At 42.6% G+C, this 20,805-nt stretch carries 23 protein-coding genes, 2 tRNA genes and 1 riboswitch; of the genes, 23 read left to right on the forward strand and 2 right to left on the reverse strand.

Annotated features, from left to right (window positions below; all coding sequences use genetic code 11):
- The first annotated feature begins 97 nt into the window (after positions 1-97).
- The 8 genes from prfB to glpK all read left to right on the forward strand — a co-directional run bounded on the left by prfB (position 98) and on the right by glpK (position 8,715).
- Positions 98-1,226, forward strand: a protein-coding gene (prfB, locus tag DXB39_RS13110; protein WP_117696719.1) for a peptide chain release factor 2 whose coding sequence is annotated in 2 segments (ribosomal slippage) — positions 98-172 and positions 174-1,226 — 1,128 coding nt in all. Because the reading frame shifts where the segments join, the coding sequence is not laid out codon by codon here.
- 1 nt (position 1,227) lies between these two features.
- The gene (locus tag DXB39_RS13115) at positions 1,228-1,986 is read left to right on the forward strand and encodes a TIM44-like domain-containing protein (protein WP_117696722.1); all 759 of its coding nucleotides are present in this window, start codon (positions 1,228-1,230) and stop codon (positions 1,984-1,986) included.
- Positions 1,987-2,022: 36 nt separating this feature from the next.
- Positions 2,023-3,366, forward strand: a complete 1,344-nt coding sequence (locus DXB39_RS13120; RefSeq protein WP_117842239.1) for an SPFH domain-containing protein — start codon at positions 2,023-2,025, stop codon at positions 3,364-3,366.
- 18 nt (positions 3,367-3,384) lie between these two features.
- A complete protein-coding gene (locus tag DXB39_RS13125; protein ID WP_117842240.1) occupies positions 3,385-4,479 on the forward strand; it encodes a TFIIB-type zinc ribbon-containing protein in 1,095 nt (364 codons plus the stop codon).
- Positions 4,473-5,297 (forward strand): TPM domain-containing protein, encoded by an 825-nt coding sequence (locus DXB39_RS13130; protein ID WP_117842241.1) that lies wholly within the window; start codon positions 4,473-4,475, stop codon positions 5,295-5,297. Before DXB39_RS13125 ends, DXB39_RS13130 begins: the two co-directional genes overlap by 7 nt.
- A gap of 183 nt (positions 5,298-5,480) precedes the next feature.
- Positions 5,481-5,924 (forward strand): ACT domain-containing protein, encoded by a 444-nt coding sequence (locus DXB39_RS13135; protein WP_022243550.1) that lies wholly within the window; start codon positions 5,481-5,483, stop codon positions 5,922-5,924.
- Between the two features lie 7 nt (positions 5,925-5,931).
- Entirely contained in the window at positions 5,932-7,131 is a 1,200-nt protein-coding gene (locus DXB39_RS13140; protein ID WP_117696733.1) for a homoserine dehydrogenase, read from the forward strand.
- Between the two features lie 69 nt (positions 7,132-7,200).
- A complete protein-coding gene (gene glpK, locus DXB39_RS13145; protein WP_117842242.1) occupies positions 7,201-8,715 on the forward strand; it encodes a glycerol kinase GlpK in 1,515 nt (504 codons plus the stop codon).
- Positions 8,716-8,856: 141 nt separating this feature from the next.
- Here glpK and DXB39_RS13150 read toward each other — a convergent pair whose 3' ends face one another.
- On the reverse strand, positions 8,857-9,309 hold the full coding sequence (locus DXB39_RS13150; RefSeq protein WP_117842243.1) for a DUF2752 domain-containing protein: 453 nt from the start codon (positions 9,307-9,309) through the stop codon (positions 8,857-8,859).
- Between the two features lie 154 nt (positions 9,310-9,463).
- On the opposite strand from DXB39_RS13150, the gene DXB39_RS13155 reads away from it, so the two are divergent.
- On the forward strand, positions 9,464-9,934 hold the full coding sequence (locus DXB39_RS13155) for a hypothetical protein (RefSeq protein ID WP_242986237.1): 471 nt from the start codon (positions 9,464-9,466) through the stop codon (positions 9,932-9,934).
- A 19-nt stretch (positions 9,935-9,953) separates the two neighbouring features.
- Complete coding sequence (locus DXB39_RS13160) at positions 9,954-10,775, forward strand: DUF975 family protein (RefSeq protein WP_117698933.1); 822 nt, start codon at positions 9,954-9,956, stop codon at positions 10,773-10,775.
- 65 nt (positions 10,776-10,840) lie between these two features.
- On the opposite strand, the gene DXB39_RS13165 is transcribed toward DXB39_RS13160, so the two are convergent.
- Positions 10,841-11,263, reverse strand: a complete 423-nt coding sequence (locus DXB39_RS13165) for a DUF4190 domain-containing protein (protein WP_117842244.1) — start codon at positions 11,261-11,263, stop codon at positions 10,841-10,843.
- A gap of 142 nt (positions 11,264-11,405) precedes the next feature.
- Between DXB39_RS13165 and DXB39_RS13170 the strand changes: the two genes are divergently transcribed.
- The 13 genes from DXB39_RS13170 (at position 11,406) to DXB39_RS13230 (ending at position 20,585) form a co-directional block, all read left to right on the forward strand.
- Positions 11,406-13,547, forward strand: coding sequence for a Tex family protein (locus DXB39_RS13170; protein ID WP_117842245.1), 2,142 nt, complete (start codon positions 11,406-11,408; stop codon positions 13,545-13,547).
- A gap of 76 nt (positions 13,548-13,623) precedes the next feature.
- A riboswitch (FMN riboswitch) is annotated at positions 13,624-13,772 on the forward strand.
- Positions 13,773-13,891: 119 nt separating this feature from the next.
- A complete protein-coding gene (locus DXB39_RS13175; protein ID WP_022243542.1) occupies positions 13,892-14,536 on the forward strand; it encodes an ECF transporter S component in 645 nt (214 codons plus the stop codon).
- A 98-nt stretch (positions 14,537-14,634) separates the two neighbouring features.
- Positions 14,635-15,138: a YcxB family protein gene (locus DXB39_RS13180; protein ID WP_117698931.1), complete on the forward strand. Its 504-nt coding sequence runs from the start codon at positions 14,635-14,637 to the stop codon at positions 15,136-15,138.
- 12 nt (positions 15,139-15,150) lie between these two features.
- The gene (gene tsaE, locus DXB39_RS13185) at positions 15,151-15,582 is read left to right on the forward strand and encodes a tRNA (adenosine(37)-N6)-threonylcarbamoyltransferase complex ATPase subunit type 1 TsaE (protein WP_022243540.1); all 432 of its coding nucleotides are present in this window, start codon (positions 15,151-15,153) and stop codon (positions 15,580-15,582) included.
- Complete coding sequence (gene tsaB / locus DXB39_RS13190; protein ID WP_022243539.1) at positions 15,579-16,286, forward strand: tRNA (adenosine(37)-N6)-threonylcarbamoyltransferase complex dimerization subunit type 1 TsaB; 708 nt, start codon at positions 15,579-15,581, stop codon at positions 16,284-16,286. The genes tsaE and tsaB overlap by 4 nt, the downstream gene beginning before the upstream one ends.
- The gene (gene rimI / locus DXB39_RS13195) at positions 16,273-16,707 is read left to right on the forward strand and encodes a ribosomal protein S18-alanine N-acetyltransferase (RefSeq protein ID WP_117698930.1); all 435 of its coding nucleotides are present in this window, start codon (positions 16,273-16,275) and stop codon (positions 16,705-16,707) included. Before tsaB ends, rimI begins: the two co-directional genes overlap by 14 nt.
- 72 nt (positions 16,708-16,779) lie before the next feature.
- Positions 16,780-16,974 (forward strand): hypothetical protein, encoded by a 195-nt coding sequence (locus tag DXB39_RS13200; protein ID WP_117698929.1) that lies wholly within the window; start codon positions 16,780-16,782, stop codon positions 16,972-16,974.
- A 17-nt stretch (positions 16,975-16,991) separates the two neighbouring features.
- Complete coding sequence (locus DXB39_RS13205; protein ID WP_117698928.1) at positions 16,992-17,903, forward strand: ribonuclease Z; 912 nt, start codon at positions 16,992-16,994, stop codon at positions 17,901-17,903.
- Between the two features lie 2 nt (positions 17,904-17,905).
- Positions 17,906-18,502: a DUF6715 family protein gene (locus DXB39_RS13210; RefSeq protein WP_117842246.1), complete on the forward strand. Its 597-nt coding sequence runs from the start codon at positions 17,906-17,908 to the stop codon at positions 18,500-18,502.
- Positions 18,489-19,520, forward strand: a complete 1,032-nt coding sequence (gene tsaD / locus DXB39_RS13215) for a tRNA (adenosine(37)-N6)-threonylcarbamoyltransferase complex transferase subunit TsaD (RefSeq protein WP_022243534.1) — start codon at positions 18,489-18,491, stop codon at positions 19,518-19,520. Before DXB39_RS13210 ends, tsaD begins: the two co-directional genes overlap by 14 nt.
- Positions 19,520-20,233 (forward strand): 2-C-methyl-D-erythritol 4-phosphate cytidylyltransferase, encoded by a 714-nt coding sequence (gene ispD / locus DXB39_RS13220; RefSeq protein ID WP_117842247.1) that lies wholly within the window; start codon positions 19,520-19,522, stop codon positions 20,231-20,233. Before tsaD ends, ispD begins: the two co-directional genes overlap by 1 nt.
- Before the next feature lie 147 nt (positions 20,234-20,380).
- Positions 20,381-20,466, forward strand: a tRNA-Ser gene (locus DXB39_RS13225).
- Positions 20,467-20,495: 29 nt separating this feature from the next.
- A tRNA-Ser gene (locus DXB39_RS13230) sits at positions 20,496-20,585 on the forward strand.
- Positions 20,586-20,805: the final 220 nt, after the last annotated feature.

The raw sequence follows: 20,805 nt of genomic DNA on the forward strand, positions 1-20,805 counted from the left end.
GTAGATGTCGCAAGCGACCGCGCAGGCGCGAGAATGTGCCAAGGCACATTCTTTGTTATACAGAAAATCATAAGAATATAAGAAAGTTGGTGATACTGTGGTTGAATTGGACGCATACCGATACAAATTGGGAACCTATAAGGCTCCACTACAGGAAGTGAGGGATTCACTTTGACTTAGCAGATAAGTCAAAAAAAATCGAAGAATTGGAACGGGAGATGGAAGCACCAGATTTCTGGAATGATGCAGAAGTGTCCCAGCAGAAGATGAAAGAGTTAAAAAGCTATAAGGATGACGTGGCAGTCTGTGCACAGCTGGAAGAGAAACTTTCTGACATTGAAACACTGATTGCGATGGGAGATGAAGAGAATGATGTTTCCCTGATTCCGGAGATTGAAGAAGAGATAAAGGAATACGAAGAAGCGTTTGAAAAGATTCGGATCAAAACCCTGTTATCCGGAGAATATGATAAAGACAATGCAATTGTATCCTTGCATGCAGGAGCAGGCGGAACAGAATCCTGTGACTGGGCATCCATGCTATACCGCATGTATACAAGATGGGCATCCGATAAAGGATTTGCCATTGAAGTACTGGATTCCTTAGATGGAGATGAAGCAGGAATCAAATCCATTACCTTTCAGGTAAACGGAGAAAATGCTTACGGTTATCTGAAATCAGAAAAAGGCGTACACCGTCTGGTGCGGATTTCACCGTTTAATGCGGCAGGAAAGCGTCAGACCTCCTTTGTATCATGTGATGTGATGCCGGATATTGAAGAAGACATTGATATTGAAGTAAAGGATGAAGATATAAGGATTGATACCTACCGTTCCAGCGGAGCCGGTGGACAGCATATCAATAAGACATCTTCAGCAATCCGGATTACCCATTTTCCGACGGGAATTGTAGTAACCTGCCAGAATGAGCGTTCCCAGCACATGAATAAAGACAAGGCAATGCAGATGTTAAAATCCAAGCTGTATTTATTGAAACAGCAGGAAAATGCAGATAAAGCAGCAGATATCCGTGGTGAAGTCACAGAAATTGGCTGGGGAAATCAGATACGCTCCTACGTATTGCAGCCGTATACTATGGTAAAGGATACCAGAACCGGCGTAGAGACGGGAAATACAGATGCAGTATTAGATGGAGATATTGATATTTTCATCAATGGATATTTAAAGTGGCTGTCACTGGGTTGTCCGGAGAAGATGGGAGAGTAAGATGGAAAAAGTAATCATACCACTGGTCATTATTCTTGTCATTGTGGGAGTGATAGCAGGCGTTGTTTTCTATGTGAAAAATAAAGTAAGGAAATTCTCACAGGATCTCTTTGGAACAGATTCTTTAGTGGAAGGCTGGAAGAAACAGGAAGAGGAACTGTCTGTGACACCATGTTCCGTATCCGGAATGACAAGATTATTAGAACCACAGATACAGCGGGATTTCCCGGAATTTAACTGGGTGCAGTTTAAAAATAAGGCAGAAGATGCATTGAAATTGTCATTGATGGCAATTTCCGCACATAGTATAGGAAGGGCAGAGAGCCTGTCGGAAGCACTTAAAGAAGAAGTGGCAGCAAGAATTGAGCAGAATCAGACAGCAGGTGTAAATGAGGTATATGAACGTATCCGTGTTCATCAGACTGAGATTGCCAGATATGAAAAACAAAAGGGTAAATGCATTATTACACTACAGAGTGCAGTGGAGCATATTCACTATAAAGAAAAAGACGGAAAACTGATTTCCGGTAAAAAAGATTTGTTAGAACAGACCAAGTACAACATGGAACTGATGTATATCCAGGATGAGAGCAAAGTCAGTGCTGATAAAGGGGTAGGACTTACCTGCCCGCACTGCGGTGCTCCGGTTACATCCCTTGGAGCGAAATACTGTGAGTTCTGTGGCAGTGAAGTAATACCAATCAATATGCAGGTTTGGTCTCTGCAGCATTTTTACGAAGTTACATACCAAAAGGTGTAATGAAAATATATAACATAAGAAAACAGGAGGTTTGTTATGGGTTTAATTAAAGCAGTAGCACAGGCAGTTGGAGGAAGTTTTGCAGATCAGTGGTTAGAGGTAATCGAGCCGGATGATATGGGAGATCAGACCGTCTTTACCAGAGGTGTGTTGATTCGCCGTGGACAGAATACAAAGGGAACGGATGATACCGTATCTAATGGTTCCATCATCCATGTATATGATAATCAGTTTATGATGTTAGTAGATGGTGGAAAAATCGTAGACTATACTGCAGAACCGGGATATTACAAAGTAGATAATTCTTCTTTGCCATCCCTGTTTAACGGACAGTTAAAGGATACTTTAAAAGATTCCTTCGCACGTATCAAATTTGGTGGTCAGACACCGGATAAACAGAAGGTATTCTTCATAAACCTTCAGGAAATCAAGGGAATCAAATTCGGAACAAGAAATCCGATTAACTATTTTGATAATTTCTACAATGCAGAATTGTTCCTGCGTGCACACGGAACTTATTCCATTAAGATTGTAGACCCGATTCGTTTCTATGCAGAAGCAATTCCAAGAAACAAAGACAGGGTAGAAATCACAGATATCAATGAACAGTATATCTCTGAATTCTTAGAAGCATTACAGACATCTATCAACCAGTTATCTGCAGATGGTGTCCGCATTTCCTATGTATCATCCAAGGGACGCGAGCTGAGTAAATACATGTCAGAAACTCTTGATGAGGAATGGAACCAGATGCGTGGTATGGAGATTCAGGCAGTAGGTATTGCAAGTATCTCTTACGACGAGGAATCCACTAACCTTATCAATCTGCGCAACAAAGGTGCAATGATGGGTAGTGACCCGAATGTAATGCGTGGTATTGCTGTTGGAAATATTACGGAAGGTATCCGTGATGCAGGTTCTAATGCAGCAGGTGCAATGACCGGATTTATGGGTGTTGGAATGGGAATGAATGCATTCAACAGCAGCATGGACAGTTTAAATCAGATGACAGCAGGCATGCAGCAGAACCAGCAGATGAATAATGGAGCACAGATGGCAGGCGGAGCAGCAGGCGTGCAGCAGGCAGCACCGGCTCAACAGGCAGCACCGGCACAGCAGGCAGCATCACCGGCAGGCAATGAGTGGACCTGCGAATGTGGAACAACAAATACCGGAAAATTCTGTTGTAACTGTGGAAAACCGGCTCCGGCTCCGGCAGTAAAGACAGACTGGACCTGTGAGTGTGGAGCAGTAAATACCGGAAAATTCTGTACTAACTGCGGAAAACCGGCTCCGGCTCCGGCAGCAGACTGGACCTGCGAATGTGGAACTGTAAATACCGGAAAATTCTGCAGCAATTGTGGAAAACAGAGACCATAATGGAGGAAGGAGCACTGCATGTCAGTAATTAGTTTTAAGTGCCCGAATTGTGATGGCGAACTGATTTTTGACCCTGCTTCCGGCGCATATAAATGCGAATATTGTGGCTCAAAATTTACACAGGAAGAACTGGATGCCATGAAGCCGGCGGAGGAAAAGGAAAAAACTGCCGGTAGCATGGATGGAAGCCAGGCTTCTGAGAATACAGACGGAACACAGGAAGAGAAGAAAACAGAGGAAGAAGCAGTCATTTATACCTGCCCAAGCTGTGGTGCGCAGATTGTAACAGATGCAACCACGGCGGCAACCTTCTGCTATTATTGCCACAATCCGGTAGTGCTTTCCGGAAGATTATCCGGAAACTATATGCCGAATAAGGTCATTCCGTTTGCAATTGACCGTAAAGAAGCAGAAAAACGTTTTATGGAATATGTAGGCAGGAAAAAGTTTGTTCCAAAGGCATTTTTCAATAAGAAACAAATTGATAAATTATCTGGTGTATACTTCCCGTTCTGGATTTATGATACCAGGATGAACGGTAATCTTTCGGCAGAGGCAACCCGTGTCCGGGTATGGCGTTCCGGGGATGAAGAATATACCGAGACTAAATTCTATGAAGTAGAACGTGGCGGAGATGTATCTCTTTCCAATCTGGAACTGAATGCATTACAGAAAGCCAACAAAGAGCTGGTAGAGGGTGTACTGCCATATCAGTTTGACAAGATGAAGGATTTCTCCATGGGGTATCTTTCCGGCTTCCAGGCAGAGAAGCGTGATATTGAAAAAGAAGGCGTAGCCGAGGAAGCCAGACGAGAGACAAAGGATTATGCAACCAGGCTCTTGCGGGAAAGCGTATCCGGCTACGACGGTGTGAAGGTACATAACTGCGGATTTTCCAATGGCAGTGAGAACTGGAATTATGTGCTTCTTCCAATCTGGACCATCACCTATCGTGCCAATAACGGCAAGATGTATTACTATTCCATGAATGGACAGACCGGAAAAGTATGTGGAGAACTTCCGGTAGATTATAAGAAGCTGACTCTGGTTAGTGGAATCATATCAGCAGCAGTGCTGGTACTTGGATTGTTAGGAGGGCTGCTGATATGGTAAAGAAAAAGATAATCGTACCATTACTGCTTTTATGCAGTATGTTATTTGCTGTTCCTGTTATGGCATCAGAGCCAAAGGCAGACTTCGTCTATGATGACGCAGAGCTTTTTGACCAGAGTGAAGCAGATTCCATCAGTGAAAAAATCAGCGGTTTTTCCAGTGAGACTGGCTGGGAAATTTATGCATTTACCACAGAGGATGCGCAGGGGTATACTTCCCAGGAGTATGGAGAGAATACCTTTGACCAGTATGCCACCGGCATGGATGGCGTTGCTTTTGTCATTGACATGGATAACCGTGAAATCGCAGTGGTTCATTTTGGAGAAGCAAACCGCTATTATACGGATGAAAGAGTAGAAAGTATTCTGGATGAAGGCTTCAATTATATGGGAGATGCAGAGTATGCAGATGCCATGGAGGCAATGATTGATGAGGCAGAATATTATTACGGACAGGGTGTGCCTTCTGGTCAGTATAATTACGATGAAGAAACCGGGGAATATGATTACTACGAGAAAAATACGCTGACCTGGTTTGAAATCCTGATTACCTTACTGGTGGCATTGGGCATCGGTGGTGCATTCTGTGGAATCACCATTGGAAAATATCGCCTGCATTTTGATAAGTATAAATATGATTATCACAAGAACAGCCATGTAAATCTTACAAACCGTACTGACCGTTTTGTAAATCAGGTAGTAACCCATCGTCATATCCAGAGGGAATCTTCTGGTGGAGGCGGAAGTAGTTCCGGCAGAACAACAGTACATACCGGAGCAGGAGGACGAAGCACCGGAGGCGGAAGCCGTAAATTCTAAGAGCTTTCGGATAAGGAAAGCAAATATAAAAATTCGTCAATTTACCCATATGGAATCCGAAAAAGGTTCCATATGGGTACTTTTGTATAAAAAAGAGAAATTTACTTGTAATGGCTGTATATATGTGCTATCATCTTTCTGGTGAGAACAGTTGTGTTTGTACCACAAACAGTCGGAGGGAATATGGCAGAGAATACGAAGTATTTTGTGTTGAAAGAGAAGGCTGTACCGGAGGTATTGCTGAAAGTAGTGGAAGCGAAACGTCTTTTAGAATCCGGACGCGTAACATCTGTACAGGAAGCAGCCGAGCAGGTAGATATCAGCCGGAGTTCATTTTATAAGTATAAAGATGATATTTTTCCATTTCACGACAATGCGAAGGGGAGAACAATTACGATGGTAATCCAGCTGGATGATACGCCGGGATTATTATCAACCGTTTTGAATATTGTGGCAGAGTTTCATGCCAACATATTAACTATCCACCAGTCTATACCGGTAAACGGGATTGCATCCCTGACACTGAGTATTGATATTCTGCCGGAGACAGGAGATTTGTCACAGATGGTAGATAAGATTGAAGGACAGGATGGAATACATTATCTGAAAATATTAGCCAGGGAGTGAAACAACAATGAAAGCAGCAGTAATGGGATATGGAACAATTGGTTCCGGAGTAGTAGAAGTATTAAACATTAATCATGACAGCATTGCAAAACGTGCAGGCGAAGCAATCGAAGTAAAATATGTTTTGGATTTACGGGATTTTCCGGGAGACCCGATTCAGGATAAAATCGTGCATGATTACAAAGTAATTGCAGAAGACCCTGAAATTGGCATGGTAGTTGAGACAATGGGCGGTGTAGAACCGGCATATACTTTTGTCCGTGCCATGTTAGAGGCAGGAAAGCATGTAACAACTTCAAATAAGGCATTAGTAGCAGAGAAAGGTGCAGAACTGATTGCACTTGCCAAAGAGAAAAATGTGAATTTCCTGTTTGAAGCCAGCGTAGGAGGCGGTATCCCGATTATCCGCCCGTTAAATTCCTGCCTGACTGCAGATGTAATCGAAGAGATTACCGGTATCTTAAATGGAACGACCAACTATATGCTTACCAAGATGAGTGTAGAGGGTTCTGAATTTGCAGATGTATTAAAGGATGCACAGGATAAAGGATATGCAGAGAAAGATCCGACTGCCGATGTAGAAGGCTTTGATGCATGCCGTAAGATTGCAATCTTAACTTCTTTAGTATGCGGACAACAGGTAGACTTCAATGACATTCATACGGAAGGAATTACCAAAATCAGTGCAACAGATATCAAATATGCAAAAGCAATGGGTAAAGCCATTAAATTACTGGCAACCAGCCGTAAAGTAGGAGAAAGCTATTGTGCAATGGTATCTCCATGTATGCTTCCACAGGAGCATCCATTGTATCCGGTAAATGATGTATTTAATGCAATTTTTGTACATGGTAATGTATTAGGAGATGCAATGTTCTACGGAAGTGGAGCAGGAAAACTTCCAACCGCCAGTGCTGTTGTGGCTGATATGGTTGAAATTGCAAAATTCAAAGACACCAACCTTCCAATGGAATGGAGACCGGAAAAATTAGAGCTTGCAGATTATAAGATGGTAACCAACCGTTTCTTTGTCCGTACCAAAGCAGACGAAGCAGCAGTAAAGAATGCATTCGGAGCAGTTGAGTTCGTTGCAGCAGAAGGTGTAAACGGAGAACTTGGATTTGTAACAGAAGAAATGACAGAAGCAGCATATGAAGAGAAGGCAGCAAAACTTGCTGATATTCTTCAGATGATTCGTGTAAAATAGTTGCGAAAAACCCTTCTGGAAATTATAATTGTACTAAGGGTATAAATATAATTTCAGGAGGGTATTTTTATGTCAAAATTTATTATGGCGTTAGACGCCGGAACCACCAGCAACCGGTGTATTCTCTTTAATGAAGCCGGTGAAATCTGCAGTATGGCACAAAAAGAATTCCGTCAGATGTTTCCGAATCCAGGATGGGTAGAACATGATGCCAATGAGATATGGTCGACGCAGCTTGGGGTAGCAGTAGAGGCAATGTCTAAGATTGGTGCTACGGCAGCAGATATTGCAGCCATTGGAATCACCAACCAGAGAGAGACGGCAATTGTATGGAACAAAGAGACCGGAGAGCCGGTTTATAATGCAATAGTCTGGCAGTGCCGCCGGACCTCTGATATTGCAGATGCGTTAAAGAAAAAGGGGTTAGAAGATTCCTATCGTAAGAAAACAGGATTGATTATTGATGCCTATTTTTCGGCAACGAAAATTAAATGGATTTTAGATAATGTGAAGGGTGCAAGGAAATTAGCGGAAGAAGGAAAGCTGCTCTTTGGAACGGTAGAGACATGGCTGATCTGGAAACTGACGAAAGGGGAAGCACATGTAACCGATTATTCCAATGCGTCAAGAACCATGCTTTTTAATATAAACACATTAACCTGGGATAAAGATATTCTGGCAGAGCTTGATATTCCGGAGAGCATGCTGCCAAAGCCGATGCCGTCAAGCTGTGTATATGGTTATACAGACCCGGCATATTTTGGAAGTGCGATACCGATTGCCGGTGCAGCAGGAGACCAGCAGGCAGCTTTGTTCGGACAGACCTGCTTTTCCGAAGGAGAAGCGAAGAATACATATGGTACAGGCTGTTTCCTTTTGATGAATACAGGAGAACGTCCGGTATTTTCAGAAAACGGACTGGTCACCACCATTGCCTGGGGGCTGGATGGCAAAGTAAATTATGCACTGGAAGGCTCTATCTTTGTGGCAGGTGCGGCAATCCAGTGGCTGCGTGATGGTATGCGTCTCATTGACTCCGCATCGGATTCAGAGTATATGGCGACCAAAGTAAAAGGAACTCATGGCTGTTATGTGGTTCCGGCATTTACCGGACTGGGTGCACCATATTGGGATCAGTATGCAAGAGGAACAATTGTAGGAATTACCAGAGGAACCAATAAGAATCATATCATCCGGGCAACTCTGGAATCTATTGCTTATCAGGTGGAAGGAGTTATCTCTGCCATGGAAGCGGATGCTGGAATCGAAATCCGTTCCTTAAATGTAGATGGAGGAGCCAGTGCTAATAATTTCCTGATGCAGTTCCAGTCAGACATGATACAGGCACCGGTCAATCGTCCGGCATGTGTAGAGACAACAGCAAAGGGTGCAGCATATCTGGCAGGACTTGCAGTAGACTACTGGAAGACCAAAGAAGATGTGATAAAGAACCAGCAGATAGAGAGGGTATTCCATCCACAGATGGAAGAGGAAGAGAGACAGAAAAAATTAAAAGGCTGGAAGAAAGCAGTAAAATATGCCTTCGGATGGGCAAAAGATACAGAAGAAGAGGAAGAGGCGTAAGCCGCTTCCTCTTCTTCACTTTACAGGAAATTGCTTTCCTGTAAAGTAAAAAACGCTCCGCGAGGATGCGCACTGCGGCGTATAAGGTAGATGTCGCAAGCGACCGGTGGCAGCTCCTTATAGGTTTTGATATATAATACCTTATGATATATGCGTCAGCGGCATAAAATCAATCTGAAAGAATAGAAGAGCCGCATTTTTCACAATGAAATTTATAATAATAATAGCCAGTGCAATCCAAAGAAATACTTCCCGGAAATGCATGCCAATACGAAGCCTTCCCTTAGAGAGCCGTTCAATGGTCTGGGAAATCATAAACCAGGTGCAGAGCACAAAGGCATATGGCACAAAGGGATGATAAACCAGTGAGTGCAGGAAATCCCCATGCAGTAAAAAAGCTACGGCTCTGGTGCCACCGCAGCCAGGACAGTAAAGTCCGGTCAGGCTGTGAAGCACACAGGGGAAAAGATATTTTGAAAGCTGGATATTTGTTGCTTTTATAAAAAGCACCAGCAGAAGAAGTGTGCCTATGATGCACCAGCCGGTGATATATAATCCGTTGTCCATAGCAGTGGACGTTTTTTTCTTTTCCATATAAACCCTCGCAAATCAGTATTCAAACAAAATATAGAATCTGTTGGTAGTATACAATTGTCATAAGGGAAAGTCAAAGTTATTGTGTTTCACCCAAGATATGTGTATAATAAAAAGAGGCACTTTTTTCAGACTTTGGAAGGAGGAGCGGTTTATGCAGATTGATGGATGGAATCCGAAAGATATAGGATATGATACCGGGTACAATCATACATATGGGGTCGGAACTGACGCAGATGCGAAGAGTACCGGGGTGGCAGAGGGCAGCAAAGGCGAATGCCAGACCTGTAAGAACCGGAAATATCAGGATGGTTCCAACGAGAATGTTTCTTTTAAATCAGCTTCCCACATCTCTCCGGAGGCGGCGGGAATCCGTGTGGCAGCCCATGAGGCAGAACATGTTTCCAATGCTTATGCCAAAGCAGCAGAAGGAAATGGTCAGGTGGTATCTGCAAGCGTAACACTTCGTACCGGCGTATGCCCGGAGTGCGGAAGAGTATATGTGGCAGGCGGAGAGACCAATACCACCATTAAGTATCCGAATGAAACAAATCCTTATCAGCAGGAGCGGAAGAGCCAGGATGCGGCAGATCTGACCGGAGCCAGAATCGACACAAGAAAATAAAAACAGGAGCTTGAGATAGATGAAAAGAAAATCAGCAGAAATAAAACGTATTGCAAGAGAAAATCTTACCGGACATTATGGATTGCCAATGGGAGCCATGGTAGTATCGCAGTTAATCGTAACTTTGCCGACCATGTTCTTTTCCTGGAATTTGACACCGTATTCCGGAAAAATGGAGTGGGCAATTTATTATGTGGCAGCATTTGTACTGGCATTGCTGGGGGTTGTTTTAAATATAGGAATTCTCCAGATTGCCCTGCGAATGGGAAGAAAGCAGCCATATAAGTTTACCGATATGTTCTATGGATTCAATCATCATCCGGATAAATACATTCTGGCATATCTTTTATTTATGGTTGTGGTATTAATTCCGATGCTTCCGGCAATCGCAGTCTCTGTTGGAATGTATGTAACTGCCATTTCCGGCAGCATGAAAATCACAGAGGGGATTTTTATTGGCTATGTAGTAGCTATGTGTGTACTTGGAATTGGAGGAGAAGTGATCGCATTTATTCTTTCCTTAAAATATTCCATGCTGTTTTTGATATTGCTTGAGGATAATACCAAGGGAATCCGGCAGGCAATGAGGGAAAGTAAAGCACTGATGCAGGGCAACAAGGGAAGATACTTCTATATCATGTTAAGCTTCCTTGGCTGGTCTTTCCTTGGCCTCCTTTCATTTGGAATTGGCTTCCTGTGGATTGGACCATACTATACGCAGACACAGGTGACATTCTATCGTGACATTACAGGAGAATTAGACCGGACAGAAAACCAGACAGACCCATACGGAACAAAACAGCAGAATCCGCAGTACAGTACGTGGAGTGCTTCGGTATAAAAATAAGAAAAGAAAAATGCCGGGAAATCAGAATTGGTTTCCTGGCATTTTTCTTTTGCATATATTTACTGGTACATCTGATTCATTTCATTAAACTGCCGCATCAGTTCGTTATAATCAGCGGTATTTCCGTTGGACATCTGGTTGATGAAATCGGCGTTGGTAAACATCATGACAATGACGAAAGTATAAAGTGCAATAGTAAGTACAAGACCGATAATTCCAAGGACGATACCGATTTTGCCGGTGGTGGAAAAAGTCATCTCGCCGCCACGGGAAAGAAGTCCTAAAATAATGGCAAGTGCCCCACAAGGCAGTGCTGCATACAGGCAGCAGAAAGTTACAATGGAGACAATGCCAAGAGCAATGGATGCGGTGGCAAGTCCGGTGGAACGTTTGTCCATGTAATTACGTTGCGGTGCCTGGTTCATATTATATGAATAATGGGGATTTGGTTGATAGCCGTTTGGCTGCTGTTGAAAATCCATAAAAAACCTCCTCAAATCGTGGATAAATCCAGTATACCATTTTCTGCCGGAAAAAACAATAAAACCCAAAATCTTCCCTTTTGCAGAAATGCCGGATATGCTATAATGAGCGCAAACGCATCAACAGGAAAGGAAATACAAGATGGACATAACAGCAAAAATTGCCGAAGAACTTGGAATCAGAAAAAATCAGGCACATGCAGCAATTCAGTTAATTGATGAAGGAAATACCATTCCTTTTATTGCCCGGTATCGAAAAGAAGCAACCGGCGCATTAAATGATGAAATATTACGTAACTTATTTGACCGGCTGACTTATCTTAGAAACTTAGAAGAGAAGAAAGAACAGGTCATTGCCAGCATTGAAGAACAGGGCAAGCTGACGGACGAACTGCGGAAACAGATAGAAGAAGCACAGACACTGGTAGTCGTAGATGATTTGTACCGTCCATACCGACCGAAGCGCAGAACCAGAGCAACCATCGCCAAAGAGAAGGGCTTAGAGCCGCTGGCAAATGTAATCAGTCTTCAGATGCTTAAGACTCCAATCTTAGAAGAAGCAGCAAAATATATCAACGAAGAAAAAGAAGTTCATACTGCAGAGGAAGCCTTAGAAGGTGCTAAGGATATTATTGCAGAGCATATTTCCGATGAAGCAGATTATCGTATCCGCATCCGTGACCTTACCGTAAAACATGGTCGGATTGTATCTGCTGCCAAAGATCCGGAAACAGAATCTGTTTATGAAATGTATTATGATTTTGATGAGCCGATTGCAAAAATGGCAGGACATCGTACGCTGGCATTGAATCGTGGAGAGGCAGAGAAAATACTGACAGTAAAAGTAGAAGTGCCGGAAGAACAGATTATTCCGTATTTACAGAAAAAGGTAATAACCAAAGATAATGCCATAACCAGACCTGTTTTGGAAGAAGTAATCGAAGACAGCTATAAGCGTCTGATTGCACCGGCAATCGAGCGTGAGATTCGAAGTGACCTTACGGAAAAGGCAGAAGACGGAGCAATCAAAGTTTTCGGAAAAAACTTAGAGCAGCTTCTGATGCAGCCGCCAATTGCAGGACAGGTTGTGCTTGGCTGGGATCCGGCATTCCGTACCGGATGTAAGCTTGCAGTGGTAGATCCGACCGGAAAAGTATTGGATACGACAGTCATTTACCCGACAGCACCACAGAATAAGGTAGAGGAAGCAAAAGTAGTATTAAAGAAACTGATTTCCAAGTATCATATTACACTGATTTCTCTTGGAAATGGAACAGCATCCCGTGAGTCGGAGCAGATTATTGTGGATTTATTAAAAGAGATTCCGGTAAAAGTACAGTATATTATCGTAAATGAAGCAGGGGCTTCCGTATATTCTGCAAGTAAACTTGCTACAGAGGAATTCCCAAACTTTGATGTGGGACAAAGAAGTGCCACTTCCATGGCAAGACGGTTGCAGGATCCACTGGCAGAGCTGGTTAAAATTGATCCGAAATCCATCGGAGTCGGTCAGTATCAGCATGACATGAACCAGAAAAAATTAAGTGAAGCCTTAGGCGGCGTGGTAGAAGACTGCGTAAACAAAGTTGGTGTAGATTTAAACACCGCATCCGTATCCCTGCTGGAATACATTTCCGGTATCAGCAAAGTAATTGCGAAAAATATCGTGGCATACCGGGAAGAAAATGGAAAATTTGCATCCAGAAGCCAGCTTTTAAAAGTAGCGAAATTAGGACCGAAGGCATATGAACAGTGTGCTGGTTTTCTTCGTATTACCGGTGGAAAGAATCCGTTGGATGCAACCGGCGTGCATCCGGAAAGTTATGAAGCAACCAGAAAGCTTTTGGAAAAATTAGGATATTCAGAAGAAGAGATAACCGGTGGCGGATTAACCGGGATTTCAAAGAAGATTTCAGATTATAAGAAAATGGCAGCAGAATTGGAAGTAGGAGAACTTACTTTACGGGATATTGTAAAGGAACTGGAAAAGCCGGCAAGAGATCCGAGGGAAGATATGCCAAAGCCGATTCTGCGGAGTGACGTACTGGAAATGAAGGATTTGACCCCGGGAATGGTATTAAAAGGAACCGTTCGTAATGTCATTGATTTCGGTGCCTTTGTGGACATCGGAGTACATCAGGATGGACTGGTACACATTTCCCAGATGAGCGAACGCTATATCAAACATCCGCTGGAAGTGGTCAGTGTGGGAGATATTGTAGAAGTAAAAGTAATGAGCGTAGACCTTAAGAAACAGAGAATCCAGCTTACTATGAAACTGTAAATAAAAGGTAACAGATAAAATTGGGTATTGACAAGGAAAAAGTGAAGCTCTACAATAGACCCATAGTAATTGAATAGGAAGTCTTCGGGGCAGGGTGATATGCGAAGCATAGATTCCCGACCGACGGTGATTGTGCATGACACATTAGTCCGTGAACTGCAGTATTGCAGTTGATTTGGTGAAAATCCAAAACCGACAGTATAGTCTGGATGGGAGAAGATAAGTGACCATTAAGGTGATTATTTTGCGTGCCCCGGATAGTTTTATCCGGGGCTTTTATGGTACACCAATACTCCGGACATCCCTTGCAAGAGCTAAAAGTAAAGAAAAAAGGAGTAAAAGAAATGAGTACAAACAGTGTAACAACAAACAGCAACGTAAAAACAGGTGTAAATGCAAGATATCTGACGATGACAGCAATGCTTTCGGCCATTGCGTTCATCCTGATGTTCCTTGATTTTGCAGTTCCGTTTATGCCAAACTTCATCAAACTGGATATTTCAGAACTTCCGGCATTGATTGGAGCATTTTCCATGGGACCGGTCAGCGGAATTGTAATCTGCCTGATTAAAAATCTGATTCATCTGACTATTACAACCACAAGTGGTGTTGGAGAATTGTCCAATTTCATTCTTGGAGTAGCGTTTGTGCTTCCGGCAGGACTGATTTACAAATTTAAGAAGAACCGCAAAGGTGCATTAATCGGTTCTTTAGCAGGAGCGCTTTTCATGGCAGTATTCAGTGTGGTATCAAACTATTTCCTGGTATATCCGTTCTATACAGCATTTATGCCGGAAGATGCCATTATTGGTGCTTACAATGCAATCGCTTCTGCAGTAGGCGGACATATGGATAATTTATTGGAGTGTCTGGTAGTATTTAATATGCCATTCACCTTCTTAAAAGGTATGATTAGTGTTGGAATTACATTTTTGATTTATAAACATATTTCACCAATCATCAAAGGAACCAACAGCCGTAAGAATTAGACGTCCCTTTTTTGCCCGACACAAAATTGATAAAGAGTTTGTCTATTCCCGAAAATAATGCTATACTTCAATCAGAAAAGTAAGCAGGAGGAAAGACAATGCCAATTGAATTTGATGTAAAAATAACAGCGAACGATATGTACCGGTTTAATATGTATCATATATATACCAGTTTTACCGGAATCTTTTCCATCTTGGCAGCGGTGCTTGGATTTGTAGCCGCAGTGGGAACCTATGGAAAGGTAGATACCATGTATACGGTGCTTTACATCATATTTGGCATTGTCTTTCTTTTTTATTTTCCATTAACCTTGAAAATGCGGGCGGCAAGACAGATTTCCATGTCAGAGGCACTGAAAAGTACGCTGCATTATATGTTGGATGATGAAGGTGTCCATGTATCTCTGGGAGAAGAAAATGCCCTGCTGGAGTGGAAACAGATTTATAAAATGGTGTCAACAAAGCATAATGTTCTGATTTACAGCAGCCGCGTAAATGCATATATCCTGCCGATGGAAATTGTAGGCGGACAGTATGCAGCGTTGAAGAAACTGGCAGATAAGAATTTGAAGAAGCACCAGAATTGTATGAAGAAGAGATAGGAAGAAAAGTATATGGTATATGAAACATTTTCGGCAGAAGAAACAGAAAAGTTAGGCGAACAGATTGGACGGGAAGCAAAGCCGGGAGAAGTGTATACATTAATCGGAGATTTGGGAGTAGGAAAAACCGTTTTTACCCAGGGAATAGCCAAGGGTTTGGAGATAACAGAACCTATCTGCAGTCCGACTTTTACTATTGTGCAAGAGTATGAAGAAGGAAGAATGCCATTTTATCATTTTGATGTATACCGGATTGCGGATATTGAGGAAATGGATGAAATCGGCTATGAGGACTATTTTTATGGAAATGGTCTGACCATGATAGAATGGGCAAATCTGATTGAAGAAATTTTACCGGATCATTACCGGCAGATAACAATAGAGAAAGATTTGGAAAAAGGATTTGATTATCGCAGGATAACAATAGAAGAGGTGGAACGATGAAAATATTGGGATTGGACAGCTCCGGACTGGTAGCCAGCGTAGCAGTAGTAGAAGATGATGTGCTGTTGGGAGAATTTACTGTAAATTATAAGAAAACACATTCACAGACCTTGCTGCCAATGTTAGATGAACTTGCGAAGATGATAGAACTGGATTTGGATACATTAGATGCCATTGCAATTGCAGCGGGCCCGGGCTCATTTACCGGACTTCGGATTGGCTCTGCAACAGCAAAAGGATTGGGACTTGCACTGGATAAGCCGCTGATTTCCGTACCGACCGTGGATGCATTGGCATACAACCTCTATGGGCATAGAGATATTATCTGTCCATTAATGGATGCCAGAAGAAACCAGACCTATACCGGTTTATATCAGTTTGAAGACGAAAAAATGCAGGTATTGTGCCCACAGTGCGTTGTGGGAATTGATGAGATTGTAGCAAAGATAAATGAAAACAATGCTCCGGTTGTATTTTTGGGAGATGGTGTCCCTGTATTTACCACTTATATAGAAGAAAACTGTAAAGTGCCATATTCCTTTGCACCGGCACATGTGAATAAGCAGCGTGCAGCAGCTGTTGCAGCTTTAGGAGAAGAATATTACAAAGCAGGTAAATTAGAATCTGCAGAAGAACACAAACCGGAATATCTGCGCCTTTCCCAGGCAGAACGCGAGAGGATGGAACAGCATGGAAATTCGTAGAATGTCAGAGGCAGATGTTTTTGATGTAGCAGCCATAGAGGCAAAAGTCTTTTCGCAACCATGGAGTGGGCAGGGATTTCGCGATGCTCTTGCCATGAACCATGTGATTTTTCTGGTGGCAGAAGAAGCGGGTTCCATCTTAGGATATTGTGGAATGTATATGGCATTAGATGAAGGCGAGATTACCAATGTGGCAGTAAGTGAGGCCTGCAGAAACAGAGGTTATGGGGAACAACTGGTAACAGAACTAATGCAGCAGGGTAGAAAACATGGTATTAGCCGGTATGTTTTAGAGGTAAGGGTATCCAATGAGCCTGCCATTCGCCTGTATCAGAAACTTGGATTCTCTGTACTTGGAACTCGAAAGAATTTTTATGAAAAGCCCTCAGAGGATGCATATATCATGAGCAGGGTCCAGTAATTTCCGCTGCAAATTTATTGGAATGGTTCTATAATGAAAGAGAACCACAAGATAAGAGACGGAGGATGCGAAATGGTTTGCAATTGTTGTGGAAAAGAAATCGAAGAACGAAAACAGGATTATATTTATATAGAAAAAGAATGGAATTATTTTTCTACGAAGGATGGTGTGAAAAGCAAACTGCGTGTATGCGAGTCCTGCTTTGATGAATGGACAAAACAGTTTGTGATACCGCCTTTAATGGAAGAAGTAACAGAAATTGTATAGAGAGCTGAGGAAATAGAATGTTAGATGTCTGTTTATTAGGAACCGGTGGAATGATGCCATTGCCATATCGCTGGCTGACTTCACTGATGACAAGATATAATGGCAGCAGTCTGATGGTTGACTGTGGCGAAGGCACCCAGATTGCAGTAAAAGAAAAAGGCTGGAGCTTTAAGCCGGTGGATATTATGTGCTTTACACATTACCATGCGGACCATATCAGCGGACTGCCTGGAATTCTTCTTACCATGGGAAATGCGGAACGAACGGAGCCGCTGACGATGATTGGACCAAAGGGGCTGGAACGTGTGGTAAATGCACTGCGTGTGATTGCACCGGAACTGCCTTTTGAGATTAAATTTATAGAACTGACGGAACCGGAAGAGACTATAGAATTAAAGGGATATACGATCCATGCTTTCCGGGTGAACCATAATGTTACCTGCTACGGCTATACCTTGGAGATTTCAAGGGCTGGAAGATTTTCAGTGGAACATGCATTAGAACGGCAGATACCGCAGAAATACTGGAGCCGCCTGCAAAAAGGTGAAATTATTGAAGAAGAGGACAAGACCTATCTGCCGGAAATGGTATTAGGCCCGCCAAGAAAAGGCATCAAGCTGACATATTGTACTGATACCCGCCCGACGGAGAGCATTGCAAAAAATGCAAAAGATTCCGATTTATTTATCTGTGAAGGTATGTATGCAGAAAAAGAGAAACTTGCAAAAGCGAAACAATATAAACATATGACTTTTTATGAAGCAGCACATCTTGCCAAGGATGCCGGGGTGAAAGAAATGTGGCTTACCCACTTCAGCCCGTCCCTTGTAAGGGGCGAAGACTATATGGATGCTGTAAGGAAGATATATCCGAATGCATATTTAGGCAAAGATGGAAAGAGTGTTACACTGGATTTTGAGGAGGCGTAAACATGAAGAAACGTACAGCAGGCATAATTAAGACAGTTATTATAGGTGTGATTTGCATTGGAATTGTGGTCGGATTTTATTATTATCTGACAAACCGCTCACCAAGAAGTGTGGAAACAACAGGAGAAACAGATGAGATAACCTCTGTTTTAAGTAAAAATTTAGAGAAGGATTATCCGGCGTCACCTCGTGCTGTAATCAAATATTATAATAGGATTCTGCTCTGCCTTTATAATGAAACTTATGATGATGAGCAGTACCAGAAGCTGTTGGAGAAGATGCGTGCACTGATGGATGAAGAGTTATTGGAAAACAATCCGCAGGATACATTTTCAACCCAGATGCAGAATGACATTGCGGCTTATAAAGCAGAAAGTAAGATTATAGCAACAGCATCTGTCTGCGATACAGATGAAGTGGCTTATAAGAAAGTAGATGGAAGTGATTGTGCCTATGTGACGGCATCTTATTTCCTGCGCTCTACCAAGGCATATAACCGGGCTAACCAGGAATATGTGCTGCGTAAGGATGAGAATGGGGACTGGAAAATATTAGGATTTGTGGCACTGGAAGGAGACAATGGTGATGCAGAAAAATAAAGGAGATATTGCAATTCTTGCAATAGAAAGTTCCTGCGATGAGACTGCGGCGGCAGTTGTAGTAAATGGAAGGGATGTGAGATCGAATATCATTTCATCCCAGATTGCATTACATACCTTATATGGAGGTGTGGTTCCGGAAATTGCATCCCGTAAACATATTGAGAAAATTAATCAGGTAATAACAGAAGCAATGCAGGAAGCACAGGCAGACTGGGCAGATATAGACGCAATCGGTGTAACTTATGGACCGGGATTAGTGGGTGCCCTCCTGGTTGGTGTGGCAGAAGCGAAAGCAATCAGTTATGCAAGAAATATTCCACTGGTAGGTGTGCATCATATTGAGGGACACATCAGCGCAAATTATATTGAAAATAAAGAGTTAGAGCCACCATTTTTATGTCTTGTAGTATCCGGCGGTCATACACATCTGGTAAAAGTACTGGATTATGGAAAATATGAGATACTTGGAAGAACCAGGGATGATGCAGCAGGTGAAGCCTTTGATAAAGTGGCGAGAGCAATCGGATTAGGCTATCCGGGTGGACCAAAGATTGAAAAAGTAGCACATGAAGGAAATCCTCATGCTGTGGAATTCCCAAGACCGAAGATTGCAGATGGGGAGTATGACTTCAGCTTCAGTGGTTTAAAGTCTGCTGTTTTAAACCATCTGAACAGCTGTAAAATGAAAGGTATTGAGATTGTGCAGGCGGATATTGCAGCATCTTTCCAGAAAGCGGTTATTGATGTGCTGGTGGGAAATGCCATGCATGCCATTGAAAAATATCAGATTGATAAATTTGCTATTGCGGGAGGAGTGGCTTCTAATGGAACCTTAAGAGGAGCAATGGAAGAAGAGTGCCGGAAGAGAAATGTGGCATTTTATCATCCGTCGCCGATTCTCTGTACCGATAATGCAGCAATGATAGGTGCAGCAGCATATTATGATTACCGGGCGGGAATCCGTTCCGGACTTGATTTGAATGCAGTACCAAACTTAAAATTAGGAGAACGTTAATGGCAAAGTATACAGCAATCGTGCTTTCTGCGGGAAAAGGAAGCCGCATGGGAAGCTCTGTCCATAAGCAGTATCTGCTTCTTTGTGGGAGGCCGGTGATTTATTATACCCTTAAGGCATTTGAAGAAAGCCCGGTAGATGAAATCGTACTGGTAACCGGTGAAGGAGAAGAGGAATACTGCCGGAAAGAAATTGTAGAAAAATATAAATTGCATAAAGTAACGAAGATAGTAAAGGGTGGTAAGGAACGTTACCACTCTGTTTTTCAGGGCTTAAGTGCGTGTGAATATACGGATTATGTATTGATTCATGATGGGGCACGCCCGTTTATTGAACAGAAAGTCATCCGCCGCACGATGGATGAAGTACGGGAAAAGCGGGCGTGTATTGCAGCTGTGCCGGTAAAGGATACCATAAAAAAGGTAGATGAAAATGGAAAAGTGGAGGATACCCCACCAAGAAAAAGCCTTTATACGGTACAGACACCGCAGGCATTTTCTTATTCCCTGATTTATGATTCTTATCAGAAGATGATAGCGGATGGAAGAGAAGATGTTACAGATGATGCAATGGTAGTGGAGGCGTATGGAAAAGTTCCGGTATATGTAATAGATGGGAGCTATCGCAATTTTAAGATTACAACACCGGAAGATTTGGAAATGGCGGAGTTTATGCTGAATGCAGGAAATCCTGGTAAGGGTGTATGTTCATAGAAAATGAACTATCCGGCACCAATGGGAAATCAAATGAATATGTTTTGAAATTTTGAAAAATGATTTTGAAAAAATGAAAATAATTGTTGACATGCTATCTATTTGATGATAGAATCATTTTTGCGCTGATTTGAAGCGTATCAATATGGAGAGATATCGAAGTGGTCATAACGAGGCGGTCTTGAAAACCGTTTGTCCGCAAGGGCGCGTGGGTTCGAATCCCACTCTCTCCGCTTCCAACTTAATAATTGGAAACTGATTCGGAGAAGTACCCAAGCTGGCCGAAGGGACACCCCTGGAAAGGGTGCAGGTCGTTAACAGCGGCGCGAGGGTTCAAATCCCTCCTTCTCCGCTCGCTTGTGAGATGATTATGCGGACGTTCGACAATGGATTTTACGACTGTAAAAAATAAGTCAAAAAAAGTAAAAAAAGTTGTTGACAAAGAAAGAGTCCTGTGATAATATAAACAAGCTGACCGGTGAGAGCAAAGCAAAAGAGCTCACAGAACTGGTCAAGAACCTTGATAACTGAACAGTGAAATAACCTTGAAAGATTTTGAGAAAAACGTAATC

This window comes from Roseburia sp. OM03-7AC, from assembly GCF_003462625.1.
Taxonomy (GTDB): Bacteria; Bacillota; Clostridia; order Lachnospirales; family Lachnospiraceae; genus Roseburia_C; species Roseburia_C amylophila.

Bases quoted from the DNA above. Each gene is read 5' to 3' on its own strand.
- DXB39_RS13165 (WP_117842244.1), bottom strand. From the start codon at position 11,263: ATGGATTTTCAACAGCAGCCAAACGGCTATCAACCAAATCCCCATTAT.
- tsaD (WP_022243534.1), top strand. From the start codon at position 18,489: ATGCAGAAAAATAAAGGAGATATTGCAATTCTTGCAATAGAAAGTTCC.
- DXB39_RS13160 (WP_117698933.1), top strand. From the start codon at position 9,954: ATGAAAAGAAAATCAGCAGAAATAAAACGTATTGCAAGAGAAAATCTT.
- DXB39_RS13140 (WP_117696733.1), top strand. From the start codon at position 5,932: ATGAAAGCAGCAGTAATGGGATATGGAACAATTGGTTCCGGAGTAGTA.
- DXB39_RS13155 (WP_242986237.1), top strand. From the start codon at position 9,464: ATGCAGATTGATGGATGGAATCCGAAAGATATAGGATATGATACCGGG.
- DXB39_RS13120 (WP_117842239.1), top strand. From the start codon at position 2,023: ATGGGTTTAATTAAAGCAGTAGCACAGGCAGTTGGAGGAAGTTTTGCA.
- DXB39_RS13210 (WP_117842246.1), top strand. From the start codon at position 17,906: ATGAAGAAACGTACAGCAGGCATAATTAAGACAGTTATTATAGGTGTG.
- DXB39_RS13180 (WP_117698931.1), top strand. From the start codon at position 14,635: ATGCCAATTGAATTTGATGTAAAAATAACAGCGAACGATATGTACCGG.
- tsaE (WP_022243540.1), top strand. From the start codon at position 15,151: ATGGTATATGAAACATTTTCGGCAGAAGAAACAGAAAAGTTAGGCGAA.
- DXB39_RS13175 (WP_022243542.1), top strand. From the start codon at position 13,892: ATGAGTACAAACAGTGTAACAACAAACAGCAACGTAAAAACAGGTGTA.
- DXB39_RS13200 (WP_117698929.1), top strand. From the start codon at position 16,780: ATGGTTTGCAATTGTTGTGGAAAAGAAATCGAAGAACGAAAACAGGAT.
- rimI (WP_117698930.1), top strand. From the start codon at position 16,273: ATGGAAATTCGTAGAATGTCAGAGGCAGATGTTTTTGATGTAGCAGCC.
- DXB39_RS13150 (WP_117842243.1), bottom strand. From the start codon at position 9,309: ATGGAAAAGAAAAAAACGTCCACTGCTATGGACAACGGATTATATATC.
- DXB39_RS13135 (WP_022243550.1), top strand. From the start codon at position 5,481: ATGGCAGAGAATACGAAGTATTTTGTGTTGAAAGAGAAGGCTGTACCG.
- DXB39_RS13205 (WP_117698928.1), top strand. From the start codon at position 16,992: ATGTTAGATGTCTGTTTATTAGGAACCGGTGGAATGATGCCATTGCCA.
- glpK (WP_117842242.1), top strand. From the start codon at position 7,201: ATGTCAAAATTTATTATGGCGTTAGACGCCGGAACCACCAGCAACCGG.
- DXB39_RS13125 (WP_117842240.1), top strand. From the start codon at position 3,385: ATGTCAGTAATTAGTTTTAAGTGCCCGAATTGTGATGGCGAACTGATT.
- DXB39_RS13170 (WP_117842245.1), top strand. From the start codon at position 11,406: ATGGACATAACAGCAAAAATTGCCGAAGAACTTGGAATCAGAAAAAAT.
- tsaB (WP_022243539.1), top strand. From the start codon at position 15,579: ATGAAAATATTGGGATTGGACAGCTCCGGACTGGTAGCCAGCGTAGCA.
- DXB39_RS13130 (WP_117842241.1), top strand. From the start codon at position 4,473: ATGGTAAAGAAAAAGATAATCGTACCATTACTGCTTTTATGCAGTATG.
- DXB39_RS13115 (WP_117696722.1), top strand. From the start codon at position 1,228: ATGGAAAAAGTAATCATACCACTGGTCATTATTCTTGTCATTGTGGGA.
- ispD (WP_117842247.1), top strand. From the start codon at position 19,520: ATGGCAAAGTATACAGCAATCGTGCTTTCTGCGGGAAAAGGAAGCCGC.